This window comes from Bdellovibrio bacteriovorus, assembly GCF_001592735.1.
In the GTDB taxonomy this organism is placed as follows: Bacteria; Bdellovibrionota; Bdellovibrionia; order Bdellovibrionales; family Bdellovibrionaceae; genus Bdellovibrio; species Bdellovibrio bacteriovorus_D.
This window is the reverse complement of record NZ_LUKE01000001.1, coordinates 571,121-590,803: the sequence shown is the minus strand read 5'-3', so window position 1 is coordinate 590,803 and position 19,683 is coordinate 571,121. Positions and strand designations below refer to the sequence as shown.

General features: G+C 45.6%; 15 protein-coding genes. 8 read left to right on the top strand and 7 right to left on the bottom strand.

Annotated elements, in window-relative coordinates:
• Positions 1-3: 3 nt before the first annotated feature.
• The 4 genes from AZI86_RS02825 to AZI86_RS02810 all read right to left on the bottom strand — a co-directional run bounded on the left by AZI86_RS02825 (position 4) and on the right by AZI86_RS02810 (position 7,074).
• Positions 4-4,995, bottom strand: a complete 4,992-nt coding sequence (locus tag AZI86_RS02825; protein WP_061833585.1) for a zinc-dependent metalloprotease — start codon at positions 4,993-4,995, stop codon at positions 4-6.
• 189 nt (positions 4,996-5,184) lie between these two features.
• Positions 5,185-5,649 (bottom strand): hypothetical protein, encoded by a 465-nt coding sequence (locus AZI86_RS02820; RefSeq protein ID WP_061833584.1) that lies wholly within the window; start codon positions 5,647-5,649, stop codon positions 5,185-5,187.
• 12 nt (positions 5,650-5,661) lie between these two features.
• Complete coding sequence (locus tag AZI86_RS02815; protein WP_061833583.1) at positions 5,662-6,513, bottom strand: hypothetical protein; 852 nt, start codon at positions 6,511-6,513, stop codon at positions 5,662-5,664.
• 105 nt (positions 6,514-6,618) lie between these two features.
• Complete coding sequence (locus AZI86_RS02810) at positions 6,619-7,074, bottom strand: hypothetical protein (protein WP_061833582.1); 456 nt, start codon at positions 7,072-7,074, stop codon at positions 6,619-6,621.
• Between the two features lie 108 nt (positions 7,075-7,182).
• Between AZI86_RS02810 and rnhA the strand changes: the two genes are divergently transcribed.
• Positions 7,183-8,019 carry a ribonuclease HI gene (gene rnhA, locus AZI86_RS02805; protein ID WP_253715620.1) on the top strand — a complete coding sequence of 279 codons (837 nt, stop codon included), beginning with the start codon at positions 7,183-7,185 and terminating at the stop codon, positions 8,017-8,019.
• A 5-nt stretch (positions 8,020-8,024) separates the two neighbouring features.
• A complete protein-coding gene (locus AZI86_RS02800) occupies positions 8,025-8,807 on the top strand; it encodes an SDR family NAD(P)-dependent oxidoreductase (protein WP_061833581.1) in 783 nt (260 codons plus the stop codon).
• Here the strand turns inward: AZI86_RS02800 and AZI86_RS02795 are convergent.
• The 3 genes from AZI86_RS02795 to nadB are packed head-to-tail and all read right to left on the bottom strand — an operon-like array spanning position 8,797 to position 11,885.
• Entirely contained in the window at positions 8,797-9,381 is a 585-nt protein-coding gene (locus AZI86_RS02795; RefSeq protein WP_061833580.1) for a hypothetical protein, read from the bottom strand. The genes AZI86_RS02800 and AZI86_RS02795 overlap by 11 nt on opposite strands.
• Complete coding sequence (locus AZI86_RS02790) at positions 9,381-10,232, bottom strand: alpha/beta hydrolase (protein ID WP_061833579.1); 852 nt, start codon at positions 10,230-10,232, stop codon at positions 9,381-9,383. Before AZI86_RS02790 ends, AZI86_RS02795 begins: the two co-directional genes overlap by 1 nt.
• A 39-nt stretch (positions 10,233-10,271) precedes the next feature.
• The gene (gene nadB, locus AZI86_RS02785; protein WP_061833578.1) at positions 10,272-11,885 is read right to left on the bottom strand and encodes an L-aspartate oxidase; all 1,614 of its coding nucleotides are present in this window, start codon (positions 11,883-11,885) and stop codon (positions 10,272-10,274) included.
• Positions 11,886-12,012: 127 nt separating this feature from the next.
• Between nadB and AZI86_RS02780 the strand changes: the two genes are divergently transcribed.
• From AZI86_RS02780 to AZI86_RS02755, 6 genes are read left to right on the top strand one after another with little or no spacing between them, the layout of a single operon-like run.
• Positions 12,013-14,049, top strand: coding sequence for an ATP-binding protein (locus tag AZI86_RS02780; RefSeq protein WP_061833577.1), 2,037 nt, complete (start codon positions 12,013-12,015; stop codon positions 14,047-14,049).
• Positions 14,050-15,543 carry a GGDEF domain-containing protein gene (locus AZI86_RS02775; protein ID WP_061833576.1) on the top strand — a complete coding sequence of 498 codons (1,494 nt, stop codon included), beginning with the start codon at positions 14,050-14,052 and terminating at the stop codon, positions 15,541-15,543.
• Positions 15,544-15,551: 8 nt separating this feature from the next.
• Positions 15,552-16,724 carry an alanine racemase gene (alr, locus tag AZI86_RS02770; RefSeq protein ID WP_061833575.1) on the top strand — a complete coding sequence of 391 codons (1,173 nt, stop codon included), beginning with the start codon at positions 15,552-15,554 and terminating at the stop codon, positions 16,722-16,724.
• Positions 16,724-17,551: an MlaE family ABC transporter permease gene (locus AZI86_RS02765; RefSeq protein ID WP_061833574.1), complete on the top strand. Its 828-nt coding sequence runs from the start codon at positions 16,724-16,726 to the stop codon at positions 17,549-17,551. The genes alr and AZI86_RS02765 overlap by 1 nt, the downstream gene beginning before the upstream one ends.
• A complete protein-coding gene (locus tag AZI86_RS02760) occupies positions 17,551-18,315 on the top strand; it encodes an ABC transporter ATP-binding protein (protein WP_061833573.1) in 765 nt (254 codons plus the stop codon). Before AZI86_RS02765 ends, AZI86_RS02760 begins: the two co-directional genes overlap by 1 nt.
• Positions 18,312-19,682: an MlaD family protein gene (locus tag AZI86_RS02755; protein WP_061833572.1), complete on the top strand. Its 1,371-nt coding sequence runs from the start codon at positions 18,312-18,314 to the stop codon at positions 19,680-19,682. Before AZI86_RS02760 ends, AZI86_RS02755 begins: the two co-directional genes overlap by 4 nt.
• Position 19,683: the final 1 nt, after the last annotated feature.

Genomic DNA, 19,683 nt, shown 5'->3' with positions numbered 1-19,683 from the left:
AAATTATTGTTCGTACTCTGAATGGAAGATTTTCGTGTAACGAGCTAAATCTTCGATCACGTACATCGCATTTGCGTGAGGTGTGCTGACCGCTTTTGGTACGACGATCATGCCCGCCAGGCGAGACAATGAAATCTGGCCACCGGCTTTCAGTGGCGTCATGCTGTTTCCAACGAGTTCCACCAACAATTCCTGACCCAAACCTAAAACGGGCATTGCCGAAGCAAGTTGCGCATTTTGCTGTTTGATCTGGCTAAGCTGTCTTAAAAGTGGTTGAAGCTGTTCAACATCCACTGTTTTCAAACCAATTTGAAGCTGAGTCAAAGCGCTGTTCGTTGTTGCTAACATACTTCTTAACAACAGAACTTGCTTATCCATCGCCATATTTGGATTGTCTTTGATTTCTTCTGGCGTTGCTAGAACATGACCCGCATTCAGGGTGTTCAAAGTCGCCGTCAAATCATCCACTATTTTTTGGTTAGCAGCCATGTTCGCGATAACATCCGCATCGGATTTCATCACGTCTTGTGCTGTTTTTCCTTTGTAAGCTTCTGTTTTTAGAAGAGCCGCCACTTTTTGTTGAAGCTTAATATCTTCAACTAGCAAGTTTTGGATTTTTTGCCCCAAAAGGGATCTGTTTTCTAAAACCAGTCCGCGTCGAGCCGCAACCGCGATCAAAGCATTCGCACCGACAGAATTATCCATCGCCGCAAACTTGATCGACGCTTGAGACGTCGATTTTTGACCGAAACGAACCGCTGTCGGACGATCTGTCAACGTTTTGCCGCCTTTTAAAGTCGTCACTTTAAAGAATTCCGCAAAAGAATCCATGCCCATCGCTTTGTATTGGTTCGTACTCGCGATAACCGCTACGGAGGCTGTATCTAACATCGTGCGGCTGATCGGTGCGGCCACTCCAAGGGAAGCGATCTCATGATTTGGGGTCATGATGCCGGCTTGCAATTGTCCTGATAACACTTCAAGAAGTGTGATCATATTTGGGGATTCAGTCGCACTGCTGATTCCTTTGAAGTACTGTTCGAACTCGTTGTATGAAATCCAACCCGTAGAATCCTGCATGTTGCGAACGGGGTTTGCTTCCAACAAGAATTGCAAAGCAAAGGTCTTGTCATAGCTAATACCCAAAGTGTCAAAACGGTCCGGAGAATCGAATTGATCGTACAGTGGACGAGCTTCGATAACCCGGATTTCTATTTTGTCTTCCGTCGTTGGTTTGCCGTCAGATCCCATAACTTGAGTCTGGTATTTAACCGGGATCGGGAACAGACGAGCTTCGATTTCCTCGTTCGTTTCACCGTGAGGGCTGTCCGTGTTTGGTGTGCGGATCAGTTCATGGAAGAAATCATAACCAAGTTGAGCGGCATTAATGTAGTCCGCCATTTCTTCATTGCTTGTGGCCGTGTCATAGATGGCCATTTTAAATAAATCATCTAAAACACCACGGATTGCATTGAAAGTGCGCAATGATTGATTGATGGCCGCTACTTTATTATTCCAATTGAATTTCAGACGGTCACTGGCTACGTAGGCACGGTTGTAAGCACGGTGGTAATCTTGGATTTCGTTTTTAACGATTTCCGTCGCACTAGCACCATTGTCGTATCTTGTACAAGCCGGCACATCACCAACTTGGTAGTCCCAACATTGCGCATATTGTTTAATCAAACCTTTTTCGCGAACGTTCTTTTTAACCATTTCTGACGTATAACGGAACTTCATGAACTTAGGAAGTTGAGCGATAGATACTAAGTTATCGCGAACTTCAAGTTTATCATTCCCGTTCACAAGGGCGCCGCCAGAAACTTTCTTGGCCGCCGCTTCAGAAAGCTCGATACGACCGGTGTAAATTGCACGCAAAGCATGCAAGTCATAAGGACCAGGACCTTGATAGTTCATTTCCGAAGAGCCTTGGTAATCCATCACTGAAGAGTAATTACGGTCCGTGTTTTCACCGGCGAAGTTAAAGTTTGCTTTATCGTAAGTGGCTTTGAAGTTGTGGTTCAAGCCGATCGCATGGCCTACTTCATGTGACAATGTCAAAAGAAGTTCTTTTTTGAATGCCGTTCTGAAATCAAGCTGCAAGAAAGAATCATGGTATTCGCCACGTGAACGCAAGAAGCAAGTTCCACGTTTGCTAGCCGCTGATTCGAATTTTGCGCGCATTTCATTGATGTTCGCTTTTTGAGCTAAAAGCTCGCGAACTTCATTTGAAAGACCTTGTTCAGAGTTCAGTAACTCACGCGCAATGATGGCTTCCATCATGACAGGATCATCTCTGAATTCAGATTGGAAAGATTGTTTCAGAACGCGGCTGGCAAAAGACTTTTTCGAGTCAAATTGAACGTCAGAAACTTCATTTCTTAAGTTTTCAATTTGCGGCCGCAAAGCGCGGATGCTTTTAGATTTCGCCATGGCATTGAGAGAGTTCAATTGCTTGCGCTCTGGAGCCGCAGATTGCAATAGACGTTGCAAAGCCGCGCTGTACTGTTTACCAGTGCTTAATAATTTTTGAGCGGCATCTTGATCGCCAGTAGCCTTGCCCGCTGCCGCTGATTTAGCCGCCTCGGCTTTTTCCGCAGCCATTTGCTCTTGCAGTTTTTTTACTGCATTCACTTTAGCCGTTTCTAAAAGAGCTTCATAACGGCGACCCTCTTTATGCATTTCAATCGTGCCGACAACTTGTTTTTCAATATTGCCAGAGTAAATAATAACGTTATTGGCTACGTTGGTCCCAGAGTATGGATTTGGTGCCGACTGCGCAACACCCAAAAGTCCATTGGCCGTAGGCATATCCATGAACCATAAATAGTTGCGATCCAAGTCACCCAGGCGACCTTGATTTGATTCATCTTCAATTTTTAGAACGATGTAATCACCTGAACGCTCGTTTTCCGTTCCACGGAAAGCCATGCGGAACGTTGCATTCCATTCCGCGACGACTTCTTGAGAAACTTCAATGATAAGTTTACGGCGATCTTCCGACATTTCTTTCGTCAAACCACCAACCCAGTAAGTCAAGACCTTACCATTACGGAAGTCATGAATAGTTGGTTTGTAAGACTGACTGCCTTCACGACCTTGACGGACGTCATTGCCGGTATTTGTATCAGTCATTGTGAAGATGTTAAAATTCAAAGAGTTTTGGAAAGACGGTGACCAGTTCGGTGCAAACTGCACGAACTCGTTGCGATCCGCCACGCGACGGAAAGAAACGCGTTCACTGATATTATAGTTGAATTGTTCACCTGTGGTACTAGCACTGTGGCAACCATAAAGAACGGTGTAGGCCCCTTCAATAGAGAAGTTCAACATGCCATCTTTAGCTAAACGCATATCCATATTAGCCACGTTTTGTGAACCCGCGGCTTTGATGCAAGAACCTGAGTCAAAGAAAGCTAAAGGAGAGTTCGAAATAGGAATCGTGCTTTTCGCCAAGTCGACTTCTAAATATTGAGCATCTTCTTTTTTAGCTTCAATCAAACGCGCGACTTGAAGTTTACTGCCATCGGCATCGGTATCTTCAAGTTTAAAGTATTTTACGGGAAGGCTCATTAGCTCTTCGCGGTCCTTCGTGCCTTGGCCCTGGTAAGTGACCAAAGCTTTTTGGTTACGAACAACCAAACGATCTTTTTCTAGCTCAAAAGCAACCACGGACATGTCGCCGCTAAAGCCGACGTAACCGAAAGAAATCATATTCGACGCACTTTCAAAAGTACGACGGAAATAGAAGGAACCTTGAAGGTCAGAAACCTTGATCGTATTTAAAGGATCAAACAATCCCCCTGGGCGGCTGCGAGTCGCGGAAGAGTTTTTAGTAACTTCCACCAAGCCTTGGGATTGCGCCTTAGAAACTTCATCAAAAACAAGGGCACTTGAAGTATTGTACTTACCGTCAGCAACACTCATGCGGATGTTTTTGTATTTTACGGGAACGGTCGCCGCAAAACGAAGAACGCAAGAGGCTTCTTTATTGCCTACTTCGGCGACGTCTTTACACGGGATGATTTCGCCATTGGCATTGCCTGTTGCGTAACGACGGGCTTCATCTTCCGTCAAAGATTTCACGTCGATAACTTCAAACACTTTCATGTCTTTAGCATCAAGCTTAGTGAATACTTTAGATTGGTCGGGGATGAATTTCATGTTGATGCTTAAGCGCTCTTGAAGCTCTGAAGCGGTCATCACTTGGCCGTCCAAAGCCTCAGATCTATATAATTGGTCTAACTGGTCCGCTTGCTTAGCGCCACCGATTTCTTCGCGGGCATCTGAGGTCAAAGCCAAACGGATATGCGTGGCTTTTGAGAATTCTGTTTCACGAAGAGTTAAGTTCGAAGTTTCCTCGCGCAATTCATTTTTAGTTCTTTCTAAGATACCTTTAGACTGAACCGCGAACTTGAAAAGAGGAACTAAAAGAGTGATTGGCGAACGCTTTGCCAAAGCTTCTTGACGTGCTTTAGCGGCCGCTTCAACCTTAGTTGAAAGAGCCTTCACCGTCGCATTGTCTTTGGCTTTTTGCATTTCGATTGCAGTTCTAACTTCTAAAGAACTGACCGCGATTTGCTTTTCAAAAGACGTCAGTGATCCAAGATCGGAAGTCACTTTATAGGCCGTAACGAATTTAGAATCGACACCAAAAGCAATCTTCATGGATTTGTTTTCTTGGCCAGCAACTTCTAAGTCATTAAACATAAAGCGCATGCGTTCTGGAACGGAAGACTCATCGGCATCTAAGCCCACACGAGTCTTGCCGAATAAAGCTTTATCAGAAGAAATGCTTTGAGAGCGAACGGCGGGTTTTGAAGGAACGTCAAATCCGGCACCGTCTTGAACAGTTCCGAAGTCAGAGATGGCGAAGATCGCCAAAGTATCTGAATCACTCAGTCTCGCATCTCGAGTTTTTGTACAACCCGAAATGAACAGCACCAAGGCGACTAAAGACATCACGGCCTTGTTGACTTGAGTTTTGTTAACCATAGTTCTCTCCGTTCCTTAAATGTCACTGCCTTTGGCCACATCTTATATAGAGGCTTTGAGGGCAGGGACTCTCTCTGGAGTGAAATAAATGCATTCAAGGTGCCATCAAAAAAAACCAACAACTGGGCTGTATTGGATTTCACGCCAGAAAGGTGTGTAGAAGATGAACAGGAGACAATTCGCGGAATATCAGTTTGAAACAAATATAAGAGGACTAAAATCCGAAGATTTTTCCACAAGATAACTGTGAAAATGGGCGCAACAGGCGGCGTCCTTCAAATGTGAGGGCAGCATCCGAGGAATGCGCGCGGCTTTATTTCTCTCTAAACTCCAGGCCTCGCGCGAGGCCGGGAAGAAACTTTCCGTGGCTTTTAGGGGATCGAAAGTCTTTTGGAAGTTGAAGGTCCCTAAAGAGGGGACCGCCTTAAGGGGGTGACGAGATAAAAGCCATTCAACGGTTTCGATAAAATAGTCCGTCGGTCGATAAAGCTTTCCTTCGACCAAGACGGTTTTTTCGTCCCTATGGGCTTCATCGACGCTATAAAACGCCGTCCAATCAATATCAAAAATGATATCCACGTGATTTGGGTTTTGCGCAAAAGCTTGAAGGGAAAAGCAAAGACTAAAAAGGATCAAAATGAGCCGCAAGCGCATTGATAAAATCCTTTAGAAAGTGGCCGTTAAAGATCCATAGAGGATAGATGTTTTTTCATCGATAATTTGCACGTTCGAGTCATTGCCATTTGGGCGCAATGAAGATCCTGAATTCGTATGGCCCACGGCCACGGCAAAAGAAGGATTGATCTCAAAACCCAGTTCTTGAGACATTTCGAAACTGTCTCTCATCACATTTTGGTAAGACCACGCATTTTTATGAACAAACTCTCCCGAAATGGAAATTCCATATTTAAAGCCATAGCTGATAGACAGGGCTTGGGCCGACGAATATTGATTATTCACACGTCCATCTAAGGCGGTTTCAAATTGATGAATGTTGCGACCCAATGAAACAGACCCGCTGATTTCTAAACTCGGAACCAGACGCTCTGGATTGATCATACCCACTAAAGTTGTTGAAAGTGCGGTTTGTAGGCTTTGTCTTTTGTAAGAGTCTTTTGACGTCGGGGCGACAGCAGAGACGCGGTAACCTAAAAGAAGGCTGCTACCCACTTTGCCTGGAGTGCGGGTGAGGCTTAAGGACGTATCTGCAAAATCGCTATTCTCTGAATAACGCATATCTTGCGAATATCCGCCTTGAAGGCGCATGCCGTAAGTTTCGGTGAATTTATAGCTAAAACGAGTCAAATAGTCAGCCGATTCTTGGCGAGTGCCATCTTGAAAATCGACGAGGCTTGAAGAGCGGCTGGCATTGATATAGCCGCTCCAGCGGCGGCCTTCTTTTTTGGGTTGCTGTATATTGAATGCCGACGTTGCTGTGGCATTGTAATTAGCCAAAGCAGGGTGAGCCAATACGCTGACAGCAAGAATACCTAAAATAGATCGCACAGCTAAATTCATGATTTGGCTCCTCACCGAATCTAAGTGCGAAGATGATGCCATGAAATAAAAGCAGGAGCGGCGCCGTCAGACGCCTTAAGATGTCTAGGATTTAAACAGGTGACCTTAAAGGGGCAGGGTGCAGCTGATGCGCTCAAGATCTCCAGATAAAAACGAAGTTTTTACGGTTCCGGGAATCACGATGCGACGACCTTGAGCGCCGACATGATCTCCGTCTGCTTTGGCGACGTACATTTTGGTAAGGTTGATTCCAACCCATTTACCAGTTCCGTAATAACAAAGAACTTCATCTAAGGTCGTTTCGCAAAGCTGATTTTCAACCCAAGAATCGCCACCCAAAATTCCACCGTTATAAACAAGGCCGTTCATGATGATGTTTTTGGCGTTATCCACAGTGATGCTAAATTTACCAACTTCTGAATTACAGAACAGGCTTTGTCCGACAGAGGCGCGTTGGTTGAGTTCCTCGCGCAGCTCCCATATATCCCAAGGCTTTGCTGAAGCGATTTGACACATAGAAAAGATCATTCCAAAGATAATGAGATTTTTAATGACGTTCATAAATTAAAACTCCTGCTTGCTCGGTTGAAGAAATATGGAAGCAAGGGTAGCGCCATCATTCAAATTCATTGCCGCCGAGATGAATGCTACAGGCCTGGCCTTTTTTTCATGATGAAACTCAAAACTGTCACTGCCTTAAAAGACATGCACCCGGCGCAGCTTGACACCCTTGGCAGGAATCGTGACTATTCAAGGGTGAACATCAATCGCGATTATATCATTATTTATTCGGACGGTGCTTGCTCTGGAAACCCAGGTCCTGGGGGCTGGGGCAGTATTATTTTAACACCTGAAAACTTAGTAAGGGAATTGGGTGGTGCGGAAAGATCCACCACCAACAACCGTATGGAGATGGCGGCGGCGATTGAGGCGTTAAAAGTTGTTCAAGCTCGGCCGGAAGCCATTCACTTTTACACCGATTCTACATACCTGATTCGCGGCATTACGCAATGGATTTGGGGATGGAAAAAACGGGGATGGAAAACGGCCGAAGGTGAAGACGTTTCCAATCGTGATTTATGGCAAGACTTGGCCGAGGTCGTACAAAAACGCGGCACCAATGGCAAAATTGAATGGAAGTATTCTCGCGGACACGTGGGAATTCCGGGCAATGAGCGTTGCGATCGCATTGCGGTGGCGTTTTCCAAAAATGATTATGTGAATTTGTACGAGGGTTCTTATGAATCTTATGGACATAATCTTATGCAAATTCCTTCTGATACGTCTTTGCCAGAAATGCGACAACCCGGAGAGAAGAAACAAGCCTTCAGTTATCTGAGTAACTTGGGCGGTCTTGTTTATCGCCATAAGGACTGGCCCTCGTGCCAGCGTCGTGTCAGCGGAAAATCGGGGGCTAAATTTAAAAAAGCCACTTCGGCCGCCGATGAAATTGAAATCTTGAAGGCATGGGGTTTAAGTTCGCAAACTCCCATCCAGGAAGGCTAAGCATCATGGAAATTTCCAATCGACATGTTTTAATCACCGGCGCCAGTCGGGGTATTGGTAAAGCCTTTGCCAAGATGTGCGCGGAAGATAAGGCCCAGTTGCATCTCGTTTTAAGAAAAGAAGACGAAGAGCTGGTGCAGGCCTTAAAGGAGGCAGGTGCAAAATCGGTAAAAACATATTACGCCGATTTATCCTCGCGCGAAGGTGTGGAAGAGCTTTTGGAAAAAGTCAAAAATGTCCCGGTGGAGCTTCTTTTTAATAATGCCGGAATGTTAACCGGTGGTTTGCTAGAAGAACAGCCCTTGGATGATATTTATAAGATGTTTCAAGTAAACGTCCAGTCGTTGGTTCATCTGACCCAGGCGGTTTTACCGGGAATGCTTGAAAGAAAACGCGGAAAAATTATCAATAATTCAAGTGTTTCAGCCTTCATGCACTTTCCCAGTGCGACGACGTATGCGGCCTCTAAGGCGGCGGTCTTAGCATTTACAGAGTGTTTGAAGTTAGAATTAAAAGACACCGGTGTTAGTACATTGCTTTTAATCACGCCGGGGGTGAAAACTCGGATGTTTGATGAAATCGAAAAACTATATTCAAAAACTTTTGCAGTACCCAAAGACTCAATCACGCCGACAAAGTATGCGCAGATGATTCGCGAAGCGATCTTACATGATTTGGATGTCTTAGAGCCGTCCGGTTTTACAGGCGTAGGGTTGAAGATTGCTAAATACGTGAAGCCTCTTTTTGAGTTTGAGGCTTCTAGGAAATTCAAAAGGCCTAAGGCTTAAACTCCATCACGCCCGCACCAACAGCACCCGTCACGGTCAGCTTGATAGGCTTGTCCTCGATGGAGCGCATAGGAACAGGGAAAATTATTGAATAAGGTGTGTAAAAGCGGTTGTGGTAAGGATACAAACCTTCGATTTCAACTAGCTGAAGTTTCAGCTTCGTGGCTCGGCCTTCATAACGTTTGCCTTCAACGTCCAAAAAGATTTTCCAAATGGTATTCTTTTTAAAAAGATCGTCGTTTTTTCTGTCTGGCGTATAGAAGCTTAAAAAGATTTCTGATTCGCGATTTAAGCGAGTCTCAAACTTGGCTTTTTCTTCGGCAAAACGGGCTTCATCCCACTGATACAACATAGCGGATTGCTCCAGTTGGGCTTGGGCCACTTGTGAAGTGATGATCGTCGATTCCATATCCAGAATATTATAAAAACCTGAATAACGGCGAACGCTGTCAGAATGTTTGGTGATCACTCCCATATAGTCCGTAGTGGTCTTCATCGTATGGCCCGTAGGGGTCACTTCGTAAGAAGCACAGGCCGTAAAAAATAAAGCAAATGACACTAAGATCTTTTTCATTATTTGGACTCCAAAAAGCCATCAAGGAAATTTTTAATATCGGCAAAGACCGTGGAACGAATTGTATCGTTGATCAGTTCATGCTTTGCATCTGGGTAAACGAATAATTCTTTTTTCTTGCTGCCGATGTGTTCGTAAAAGTTTTTTGCTGCTTCCGAGCTAACCACCGGGTCTGCACTTGAAATTACAAAAAGCGCGGGCTTTTTAATTTCATTGGCCCGTGGGGTCACGTAAGCAAATGAATCTAAAAATCCTAAAAAGGCCCCTGAAGAAATTCGATTGTGACGAAGAGCATCTTGTTCGTATTCACGAATAACGTCCGTATCACGAGTAAGCATGTCATTGGAGAGTTCATTTCCCAAAGTTACTTGAGGCAAAAGCATATTTAAAATCTGTGCGCCGCGAGCTTTGATGGCCGGAACATTTACGGCAATTCCTAAAAGCGGAGAACTCACCACGATCGCGTCGCATTTAAGTTCGGGATTGCGGATCATGGTTTTAAGCTGAATCAATGCGCCCATTGAATGGCAAAGCAAAATGACAGGTCCTTTTTGCACCTTTTCATTTTTCATCACCATATCTAAAAATATTTTGTAATCGCGAGTGTAATCATCGAATTCAGAAACAAAACCGCGACGACCTTCGGAGCGACCGTGACCGCGCAAGTCCCAGCCATAAAAACTCCACGAATCATTTTCAAATGCCGAGATCAGGCGGTGATAAGATTCCGAGTGTTCGCCTTGACCGTGAGTAAATATAATAGTGCCTTTCGCTTTCGGGTTGTCCCAAATTTGAAAGAACAAATTGATGTCGTTGTAGCCTTTGAAAAAGCCTTCAGATCTTTTGTACATACCTCAATAGCATGCCGTGTGCCCCGGGGCTGGGGCAAGTCAAATTAGACCCCGGACCACGATTGTATCTTGGGCAAGAGCTGCTTTTTCTGGATGATCGATGTTGTAATGAATACCCCGAGACTCTTTACGACGAAGGGCGCATTCAATGGAAAGATCGGCCACGGTGGCGATATTGCGCAACTCTAAAATGTCCGAGTGGATCTTCATGTTGGAGTAATATTCTTTTGTTTCTGCCAGGATGTTTTTTAAACGGTGCTGAGCGCGCTCTAAGCGTTTATTAGAGCGAACAATACCCATGTAGTTCCACATCGTGCGACGAATTTCATCCCACATATGATTGATCACGATCATCTCGTCATCGTTAGATTCTTGGGGATGCGTCCAGGGCTTTGGTTCTAACGGAAAAAGTGTTTCGGCGTCGCTAACGGAATTAATCTTCTGCGCGCAGTTATGAGCGGTCGTTAAGCATTCCAACAAAGAGTTGGAAGCTAAACGGTTGGCTCCATGCAGACCCGTGCATGCGGTTTCCCCTACGGCCCAAAGGCCGGGAATATCGGTGCGACCATCCACATCGGTCACGACTCCGCCGCATAAATAATGAGCCGCCGGGACCACAGGGATGGGTTGCGTGCTCATGTCGATGCCGTACTCTAAGCATTTGTTAAAGATGTTGGGGAAGCGATTTTTTAAAAAATCTCGATCCAATTTTGTCATGTCCAAGAACACGCACTCTGCACCCGTTTTTTTCATCTCATTGTCGATAGAGCGAGCCACGACATCACGGGGGGCTAACGAACCCAAGGGGTGATATTTCGGCATGAAAGCGTGACCGTTTTGATCAATCAGCTCGCCCCCTTCGCCGCGCAAAGCTTCAGAGATAAGAAAGTTTCTCGATTCGCGATGAAAAAGGCATGTGGGGTGAAATTGCATGAACTCTAAGTTGGCGATTCGCGCACCCACTCTGTAAGCCATGGCAATGCCGTCACCCGTGGCGCCTCCCCAGTTCGAGGTGTAAAGGTAGACTTTGCCAGCGCCGCCGGTGGCAAGGACGGTGTTTTTTGCTACAAAAGTATGCACTTCGCCGTCGTTTTTATTTAAGGCATAACTGCCGATGCAGGTGACGGGACTCATGTCGTCGGGATTGACCTCTTTATTCACGATCAAATCAATCGCGTAATAACGTTCCATGAGTTCGATGTTCGGGTGCTCCTGGACACGTCTCAAAAGAGTGCGATGAATTTCTAAACCAGTTTGGTCTTCAAAGTGTAAAATGCGGCGAAAGCTGTGTCCGCCCTCGCGCGTCAAATCAATTTCCTGAGTTTCCTCGGAACCGCGTTTGCGAACGTCAAAATGAACACCCCAGTTTATTAAATCATGAATACGATCGGGGGCTTGTTCGACATAGTCTTTGACGACAGTTTCTTTGCAAAGACCGGCTCCGGCTATCAGTGTGTCTTGCAAGTGGGATTCAAAGCTGTCTTCATCCGACATGACGGCAGAAATTCCACCTTGAGCCATCGCGGAGTTTGTGCCGCCCGCGGTTTCTTTGGCAAGAATGATGACTTTTCCCTTCACAGAGAGCTTCAAAGCCAAAGCCAGTCCAGCAGTTCCCGAGCCGATAATTAAAACGTCGCAGTAATGAGTACTCATAATGGCTCATCTTCTACTCCTTTTGTTGGCATTTGCAAAGGACTCTTGCTTGATTCTTACTAGTTTCTAAAACTACAATGAAATCAACGACTCTGGTTCATTCTTTGACGGAAAGGAATCCTCACTAATGAAGGCCAAATTGATTGCCGTTCTTGTTGTCATTGCTGCCGTATTTATCGGCGCGGTGTTGTGGCGAACGGATAGCTTCGTTTATGGTGATCGTATGAGTTGGGTGGAAGCCCAAACGCGAACACAACTAGGTTCCATTCAAAAGTCTTTAGCAACGGAATTAAAATCTTTGCAAAGATTGGTGGCGACTTTTAATGCCGACAATTTTCAAAAAAATAAAATCAATTGGAATTCATTAAGCCCATATTATGCGGCCGCTTCTTTTTCGGTGAGCGGAACAACACTTGAACCTCAAATGGTTTTAGTTAAAGAAAATTCTAAAGCCGCAGCATGGACAGGCGAGTTTGTAAAAGCGGCCATTGGAAATTTGGATGCACGGGGAGCGGATTTAAAATATTTCGTGAAGCCTTTCCAAGATTCGCAACGAGGCCGTTATGTGGCTTTGGTGTTTATTGAAGGCAATCGCGCCTATGCGCTTTTCGGATCGGGTGAAATCTTTCAGTCTTTGATCGATTCGCAACGAGGATCTTTAAGTTCTTTTTCTATCGTGACGAACAATGGTTTGACCGTGGGTCATTCGGTTCCAGAATACCTTGGCACGGTGATGCGTGATGACCCCGTGTTTAAAGAAGCGCAAAGTGCGGGCGCCACTCATGGCAGTAACACTTTCAATTTAAGTTCGGGCGAAATTTTTGGCATGTACGAAAGCATCCCCCAAAGTAACTTGTTGGTGATCAGCTCCGCCCCTTTGCAAGAAACCATGAAAGGCCGCACGGGCTTGTGGTGGCAGTTCCTGTTGATGGGTTGTGGGCTGGTGGCTGTCGGTACGGCGGCGGTGGTGTGGGTGATTACGCCCGCAGAAAAACGTATCGAGGACTTGGAAGCGCAAGTAGCCGCTCCAAGGCCGGCTATCATGGCAGCAAGCTTGCCCCCCGTGGTAAAGGAAAAAGTGATCGCGCCTGATCCGGAAATTGCCAAGAAAGAGAAAATGCAAGCCTCTATGAAAGTGGCTTCCGCGTTGGCTCATGAAATGAGTGGTCCATTGGCTTCGATCTTGGGTTACACCCAAACTATTTTGGCGCAGTCGCCATCAAGTGATGTTACTCAAAGTGCGGACTCAATCATCCGCGAAGCTCGTTCGGCACGGGGAGTTTTGGATAAGCTTCTGGGTTATGCCGGTGAAAAATCACAAGAAAAGAACTCCTTAAAGCTGGAAGGCCCTTTGGTGAAATCGTTAAAGGCGATGGATGCAACCTTCAGTATGAAGGGTGTGAAAATCAATAAGAACATCCAAGAAACTCGCGCTTTAGATCTGGATGTCGACGGTGTGATTCGCGCTTTAAATAATATTTTTAATAATGCGGTTGAAGCCATGGAGCGCATGCCGAAAAAAGAAATCACCGTGAATCTTTTTGAAGATCACCAAGGCGTGCATCTTGAAATCCAAGATATCGGGGAAGGGATTGATGCGGCGAACGTGCAAAAAGTTTTTGACCCGTTTTTCACGACGCGTTCGTTTCAAAATCACATGGGCTTGGGTTTATCCGTGGCGTTCGGGATTTTAAAACAACATCACGCTGAAGTCAGTCTTGAGTCCCAGCGGGGCCAAGGTACGAAAGTAAATATTTTATTTAAACCATCCGTGCAAACAACTTTAGCGGCTCCGGTTGCTAAAAAAGAACCTGAGGCGGTCTTGATGTCTGTGGATCTTCCGCAATTGAAAGTTGAATCTGTTCACCGCGAAGAAGCCGAAACTGCTTTTGCCGAAGTCAAAGCCACCACGCCTGAAGTTTCGCCGGTAGATGTGAATATCGAAAGCCTTTTGGAGCTGCCCGAGGCCGCTCCCGAAATAACACAAGATACTTCGAAGATGTCATTTGTCGAAGAAGAGCCGATTGAGCCGATGAAGCCGGTTAATTTAGTAACCCCACCGCCGACTGTAGATGACGCGACCGTGGTTCTGGCAGCGCCACCCAAGACTTCGAAACTGGATTCTTATCATGTCGAGATTCGTCGACCTGGAAAGAGGATTTAATTGGATATTCGTCAGCATAGCTCGCAATTCACAGTTCATGTATTTACCGCCGACGTGGATATGGGGGCGCCTATCAAAGTGGCGCTTTCTCAGGCGGGCTATGATGCTTTTTATTTTCAAGATCCCAATCTTTTAGAAAATGCGTTAAAAGAATCCGCGCCGCATATTTTGGTTTTTTCAACTCAAGCTCTGTATGGCACTTTGGCGGAGTTTGTGGAGCATGTGCGCAAGATCAACGATGAAATTAAAATGATTGCGGTGGCCACGCTAGAACAATTTGAAATTCTAGCACAATACGGATCCAATGGTTTTAGCGATGTGGTGGTCGAAGATAAAATCGCCATCGATCAACGTGTGTTATGGTCGGTGGATCGTGTTTGTGAAAAAATCTTTCTTACATATCAAAATGAACAGCTCTTTGATGACCTAGAAGCAAGCAAAGCGATTGCTGGCAGCGTGCAAGCCTCAGCTCCGGTGATAGAGGCGTCGGCTCCGGTCGCCGCAGCGGCACAGGTTGAGTTCATTTCTCCGCGCATCGGGGACTATCGCTCGGCGCAAAGCAAAGAAGACATGGTTCAAAAATATTTGAATAACTTACCGCAGATGGTTTGTCTGTTCTTTAAGTTTTTACCGACGGTGCGAAGTTTTGTGGCGACCCATGCCACGGGAATTCCGGCCTCTGACATTCAAGGTGTGGGCGTGCAGTTAGATTCCGCCGACATGAAAGAACTCAACTCACAAATGGCGATGGGGCTTTTACCTTCCCGCTTTATGGATATGCTTACAGAAGCTTTTCATTTCCGACCACCCAAGGCGTTGCCGCTGTATGCGCACAATAATCTTGAAGGTGTTTTTGTGTATTCAGGTGAAGTGAATAAGCAATTAAGCACGGCCATGACCGAAGAGTTTTCTTTGATGTCATTATGTTATTCCAATTTAGTTTTAGAAAAGCGAGTGGATACGTTAGAAGTTCAAGACTATGTCACGGAACTGTACAATCGTAATTACTATCAAAAGATCTTGGCCGAAGAAGTTTCTCGGGCGCGACGTTTGAAACAGCCATTGTCGGTTGTGAAAGTGGCTTTGGATGATATTTACGAAATTGAGTCTTCGCTGGGGGATGCAGTTCGTGACGAGCTTTTGCGTTCGGTAGCGGCTATTATCACTAAAACCAGTCGCACCAATGATGTGACCTGCCGAACAGCCGCTAACGAGATGGCCTTGATTCTGCCGCATGCTTCAAAAAAAGGGGCGGCGATCCGGGCCGAACGTTTGCGCCGAATTATTGAAGGCACCTCCTTTATGGATAACGGCATGAAGGTTTCAATCAGCTTAGGAGTGAGTGAATACCCGACCCTGTGTGATTCAGCGAAAACTCTGGATGAAACGGCTTCAAAAGCTTTGCTGCACATCACGGATAAGGGTGGAAATAAAATCTGCCTTTATAAAGCTCCGGAAACGCATAAACCTGAATTCCAAATCCCGGCGGAGTGATCGAACCCATGGAAATGTACCGACGCACATATGCGGAAATTAACTTAAGCCATTTAGCGTACAATATTCGTGCGATTCAAAAGGCTTTTCCGCAAGTGGGATTTTTATGTCCAATGGTCAAAGCCAATGCTTATGGTCACGGGGACGTGCGCTTGGGCCTTTATCTTGAAGGCTTAGGCATTCGTCACATGGGCGTGTGTTTGATTGAAGAAGGCATTTTATTACGCAAATCCGGAGTGAATGCCGAGATCCTGGTATTCCGTGGATTTGATTTTGATGGAGCTCAAAAAATCGCCGAATACGCGATGACTCCGGTGGTGAGTTCTTGGGATCATATCGACCATCTTGAGGCTTTGGAATCAAACAGTCCTATCGGCATTCATTTAAAGTTTGATACCGGCATGAATCGTTTGGGATTCCGTCCAGAGGAAGGTCAAAAATTATTTGATCGTCTTTGGCAGAATAAAAAAATCCGTCTGAAAGCCTTGGTGACTCATTTATTTAATGGTGAAGATGCGGCCGATGAAAACGGAAAAAGTGCGGGGCAGTTAAAGGCTTTAAATCAGCTCGCACATATCTTTAAGCCCTTTAATATTTTCTGTCACGCGCTGAACTCGTCGGGAATTATCAGTGCCATGTCTTTGCAAAAGGCGAAGCCAGGCCCCCAGCATCCATTGATGTTGCAGAACTGGGGCTTGCGACCGGGGTTGATGATTTACGGCTATAATCCTTTGGCGGACAAATCAATTGTGGATCTTAAGCCCGTAATGACTTTGAAAGCGCAAGTGAATACTTATCGACGCCTCAAGGCAGGTGAAACTGTTTCTTATGGTGGAACATGGAAAGCAAATCGTGATTCCGTGATTGCGGTGGTCCCGATAGGATATGCCGATGGTTACCACCGAATTCTGTCGAACAAAAGTCATGTGCTATTTGCCGGCAAAAGAGTTCCGGTGGTAGGAAACGTGTGTATGGATTACTTGATGTTAGATGTCACCGACGTTGTTCAAAACAAAGATCTTAAGGAATTCAAAGATCAGGAAGCGGTGCTGTTTGGTCAAGATCACGGAGCGACTTTATCTCCGGAAGAATTAGCGACCCAAGCGCAAAGTATTACTTGGGAGATGTTAACGAGTGTCGGCGAAAGAGTCCCACGCGTTTACGTCGGAGGGGGACAATAGTGAGTCTGGCACACAACCTGGCAAGGATTATTTCAGGAATCGGGGCGCTGACGTTAAGTCTGACGCGCGACTTGGTTTTAGAAACCGGAAAGATTGTTTTGTTTTTTACGGAAAGTGTTCGTTTGATTTTCGCGAAACCATCAAGGTTTTCAGAAATCATCAAACACATGGAATTTATCGGCAATCAATCTGTCGGCATCATCTGTTTAACGGGTATATTCACAGGCCTGGCGTTGTCCTTGCAAATTTATCTGGGCTTTAAAATGTTCAATGCCGTGAACATGGTAGGACCCGTGGTGGCTTTAGGTATCACGCGCGAATTGGGTCCGGTCTTAACGGGGTTGATCGTGGCGGCGCGGGCCGGTGGTGCGATGGCGGCACGTTTAGGAACCATGCGCGTGAATGAACAAATCGATGCCTTAGACGTGATGGGTGTCAATACCAAGCAGTATTTGATTTCCCCGCGTTTGGTGGCCGCCGTGATTTGTATGCCGTTATTGGTCGCAGTGTTTGACTTTGTGGCGATGTTTGGCAGCTGGATCTTGTGTGTGAAGGTTGTGCAACTAGATGAAGCCGTGTTCTTTCAAAGAATTGCCGATTTAATTGAAGTAAAACACATCAATGAAGGACTTTTCAAAGGAATGATCTTTGGGGTGTATTTCGCGATCATGTGTACGTATCGTGGATTTTTCACGACCGGCGGAGCGAAAGGTGTGGGCGATGCGACCAATCAAGGCGTCGTGCAAAGCATGGTGGGTATCATTATCTTAGATTACTTTGTGTCCAACTTGATTCGTCTTTACTACAGCATCATGGGGATCACTTAATGAAATCAGAATCCGCTGTCTCTATTCGAGACGTAAAAAAATCCTTTGATGGGGGAAAAGAGTTTGTTCTTAAAGGAATCGACCTTGAAATTCCCAAAGGCAGTTTGACGGCGATCATCGGTTTTTCCGGAACTGGAAAAAGTGTCATGCTGAAACATCTTTTAGGGCTGTTTAAACCGACTTCAGGGACCATTGAAGTTTTGGGGACAGATATTTCCACCATGAATGAAGATGAACTGACTAAATTTCGTTGTCATTTCGGAGTTCTATTTCAGTCAGCCGCCCTTTTTGACGATATGACAGTGATGGAAAATGTTTGCTTTCCACTGTTTGAACATCGTCGCGATTTGAAACCTGAACAGGTCTTTCGTATTGCGGAAGAAAAGCTTCAACAAGTGGGGCTAGACCCCAAGCATTTTCAGAAACTTCCGAGCCAGATTAGTGGTGGTATGCAAAAGAGAACGGGCTTAGCACGTGCTCTCGCCCTAGATCCAGAAATCTTGATCTATGATGAGCCGACCACGGGATTAGATCCCATTCTGACGGAAATGGTGGATAATTTGATACTGAGTACCCATAAATTGCGAGAAGGCACCACGTCAATTATGGTTTCGCACGATTTGGCAGCGGCGTTTCGTATTGCCGATCACATTGCGATGTTAGATAGTGGGCGCGTTTTGCTATTTGGAACTCCAGACGATTTTTTCAACACAGATATTGAGCTGGTGAAAAAGTTCGTGAATAAAGGGATGAAACATCAATGAATTGGCTTCGTGGAGCAGAGTTTAAAGTAGGTCTTCTTGTCGTGGTGGTGGGATCATTGATCGCCATCATGTCCATGAGTGTCAGCGATGACCCTTCTTTTATGGGACGCTCTAAAAAAGCATGGTTTGTTTTACCCAATGCGGGGGGATTAGTAAAAAATTCGGCCGTTCGTTCTGCCGGTATCCCGGTCGGTGTGATTAAAAATATCTCTCTTCAAGATGGCATGGCACGCATTGATATCACGGTGAAATCGGATGTTCAATTAACGACCTCCGCGGCCATCGAAATTAAATCTCAAGGCATTTTGGGGGACGCTCACGTTGAAGTGTATCCGGGCTCTCCGACAGATCCTCCGCTAGAAGACAATGCGCAAATTTTAAATATCAAATCTGGTGGCAGTCTTGATAACTTGATGGCCTCTGTTTCGGAAGTGACAACCTCTTTAAAAGAAGTGGCAAAAAATCTTCAAGAAGCGACATCGGAAGACGGCACACGCAAACACGTTTTAGGTCGCATCGTTAAAAACATCGAAGTTTTAACGGGTGATCTGGCACAGATGACGTCCGAAAATAAAGATAAGATCGGCGATATCGTGAACGACGTTCATGAAGTCACGGCAAGCCTTCGTGAAGTCATGAATGACAAAAGCGACACGGGTTTGAAAAAAACTTGGGAGCGCCTGTCAAATTCGATGAAGAATCTTGAAGACATCACCGCCAAAGTTAATAACGGCGAAGGGGCTATCGGGAAACTTGTCAGTGATGAGCAAACTTCTGAAAATGTGACCTCAACCATCGAAGGTATCAGCGATCTTTTGGGGGCCGCTAATCGCATTCAAACGGCGTTTGATTTTAAAGGTGAATACCTTGCAGAACCAGCGGCCGTGAAGTCGTATATCGGTGTGCAAATTCAACCGGGCTTAGATCGTTACTATTATATTGGAGTTATCGACGATCCCGTGGGCGTGGTTGAAAAAACGCGCACCCAGATTGCGGGAACGGGCGGCGGTTCGCCGGCAGATTACACCGAAACCAAAACTTTCGAGAATAAAATCAAGTTCACCGTTTTATTCGCGAAGAATTTCTGGGACCTCACTCTTAAAGGGGGGTTGATTGAAAACAGTGGTGGTTTGGGTATTGATTATTATTTTTTCCGTCGGAAGTTGAAATTTTCTATGGAAGCTTTCGATTTCGGAAACTTCAAACTTAAGACGGGTGTCTCTTATACCATGTACCGCGGTATTTATTTAACGGCGGGTTACAATGTCGCTCCTGAGGAATCTCAGATGCGCGGTGGTTACTTGGGGGCGGGGCTTTTCCTTACCAACGACGATATCAAACTGCTCTTAACCAAAGCACCATTCTGAT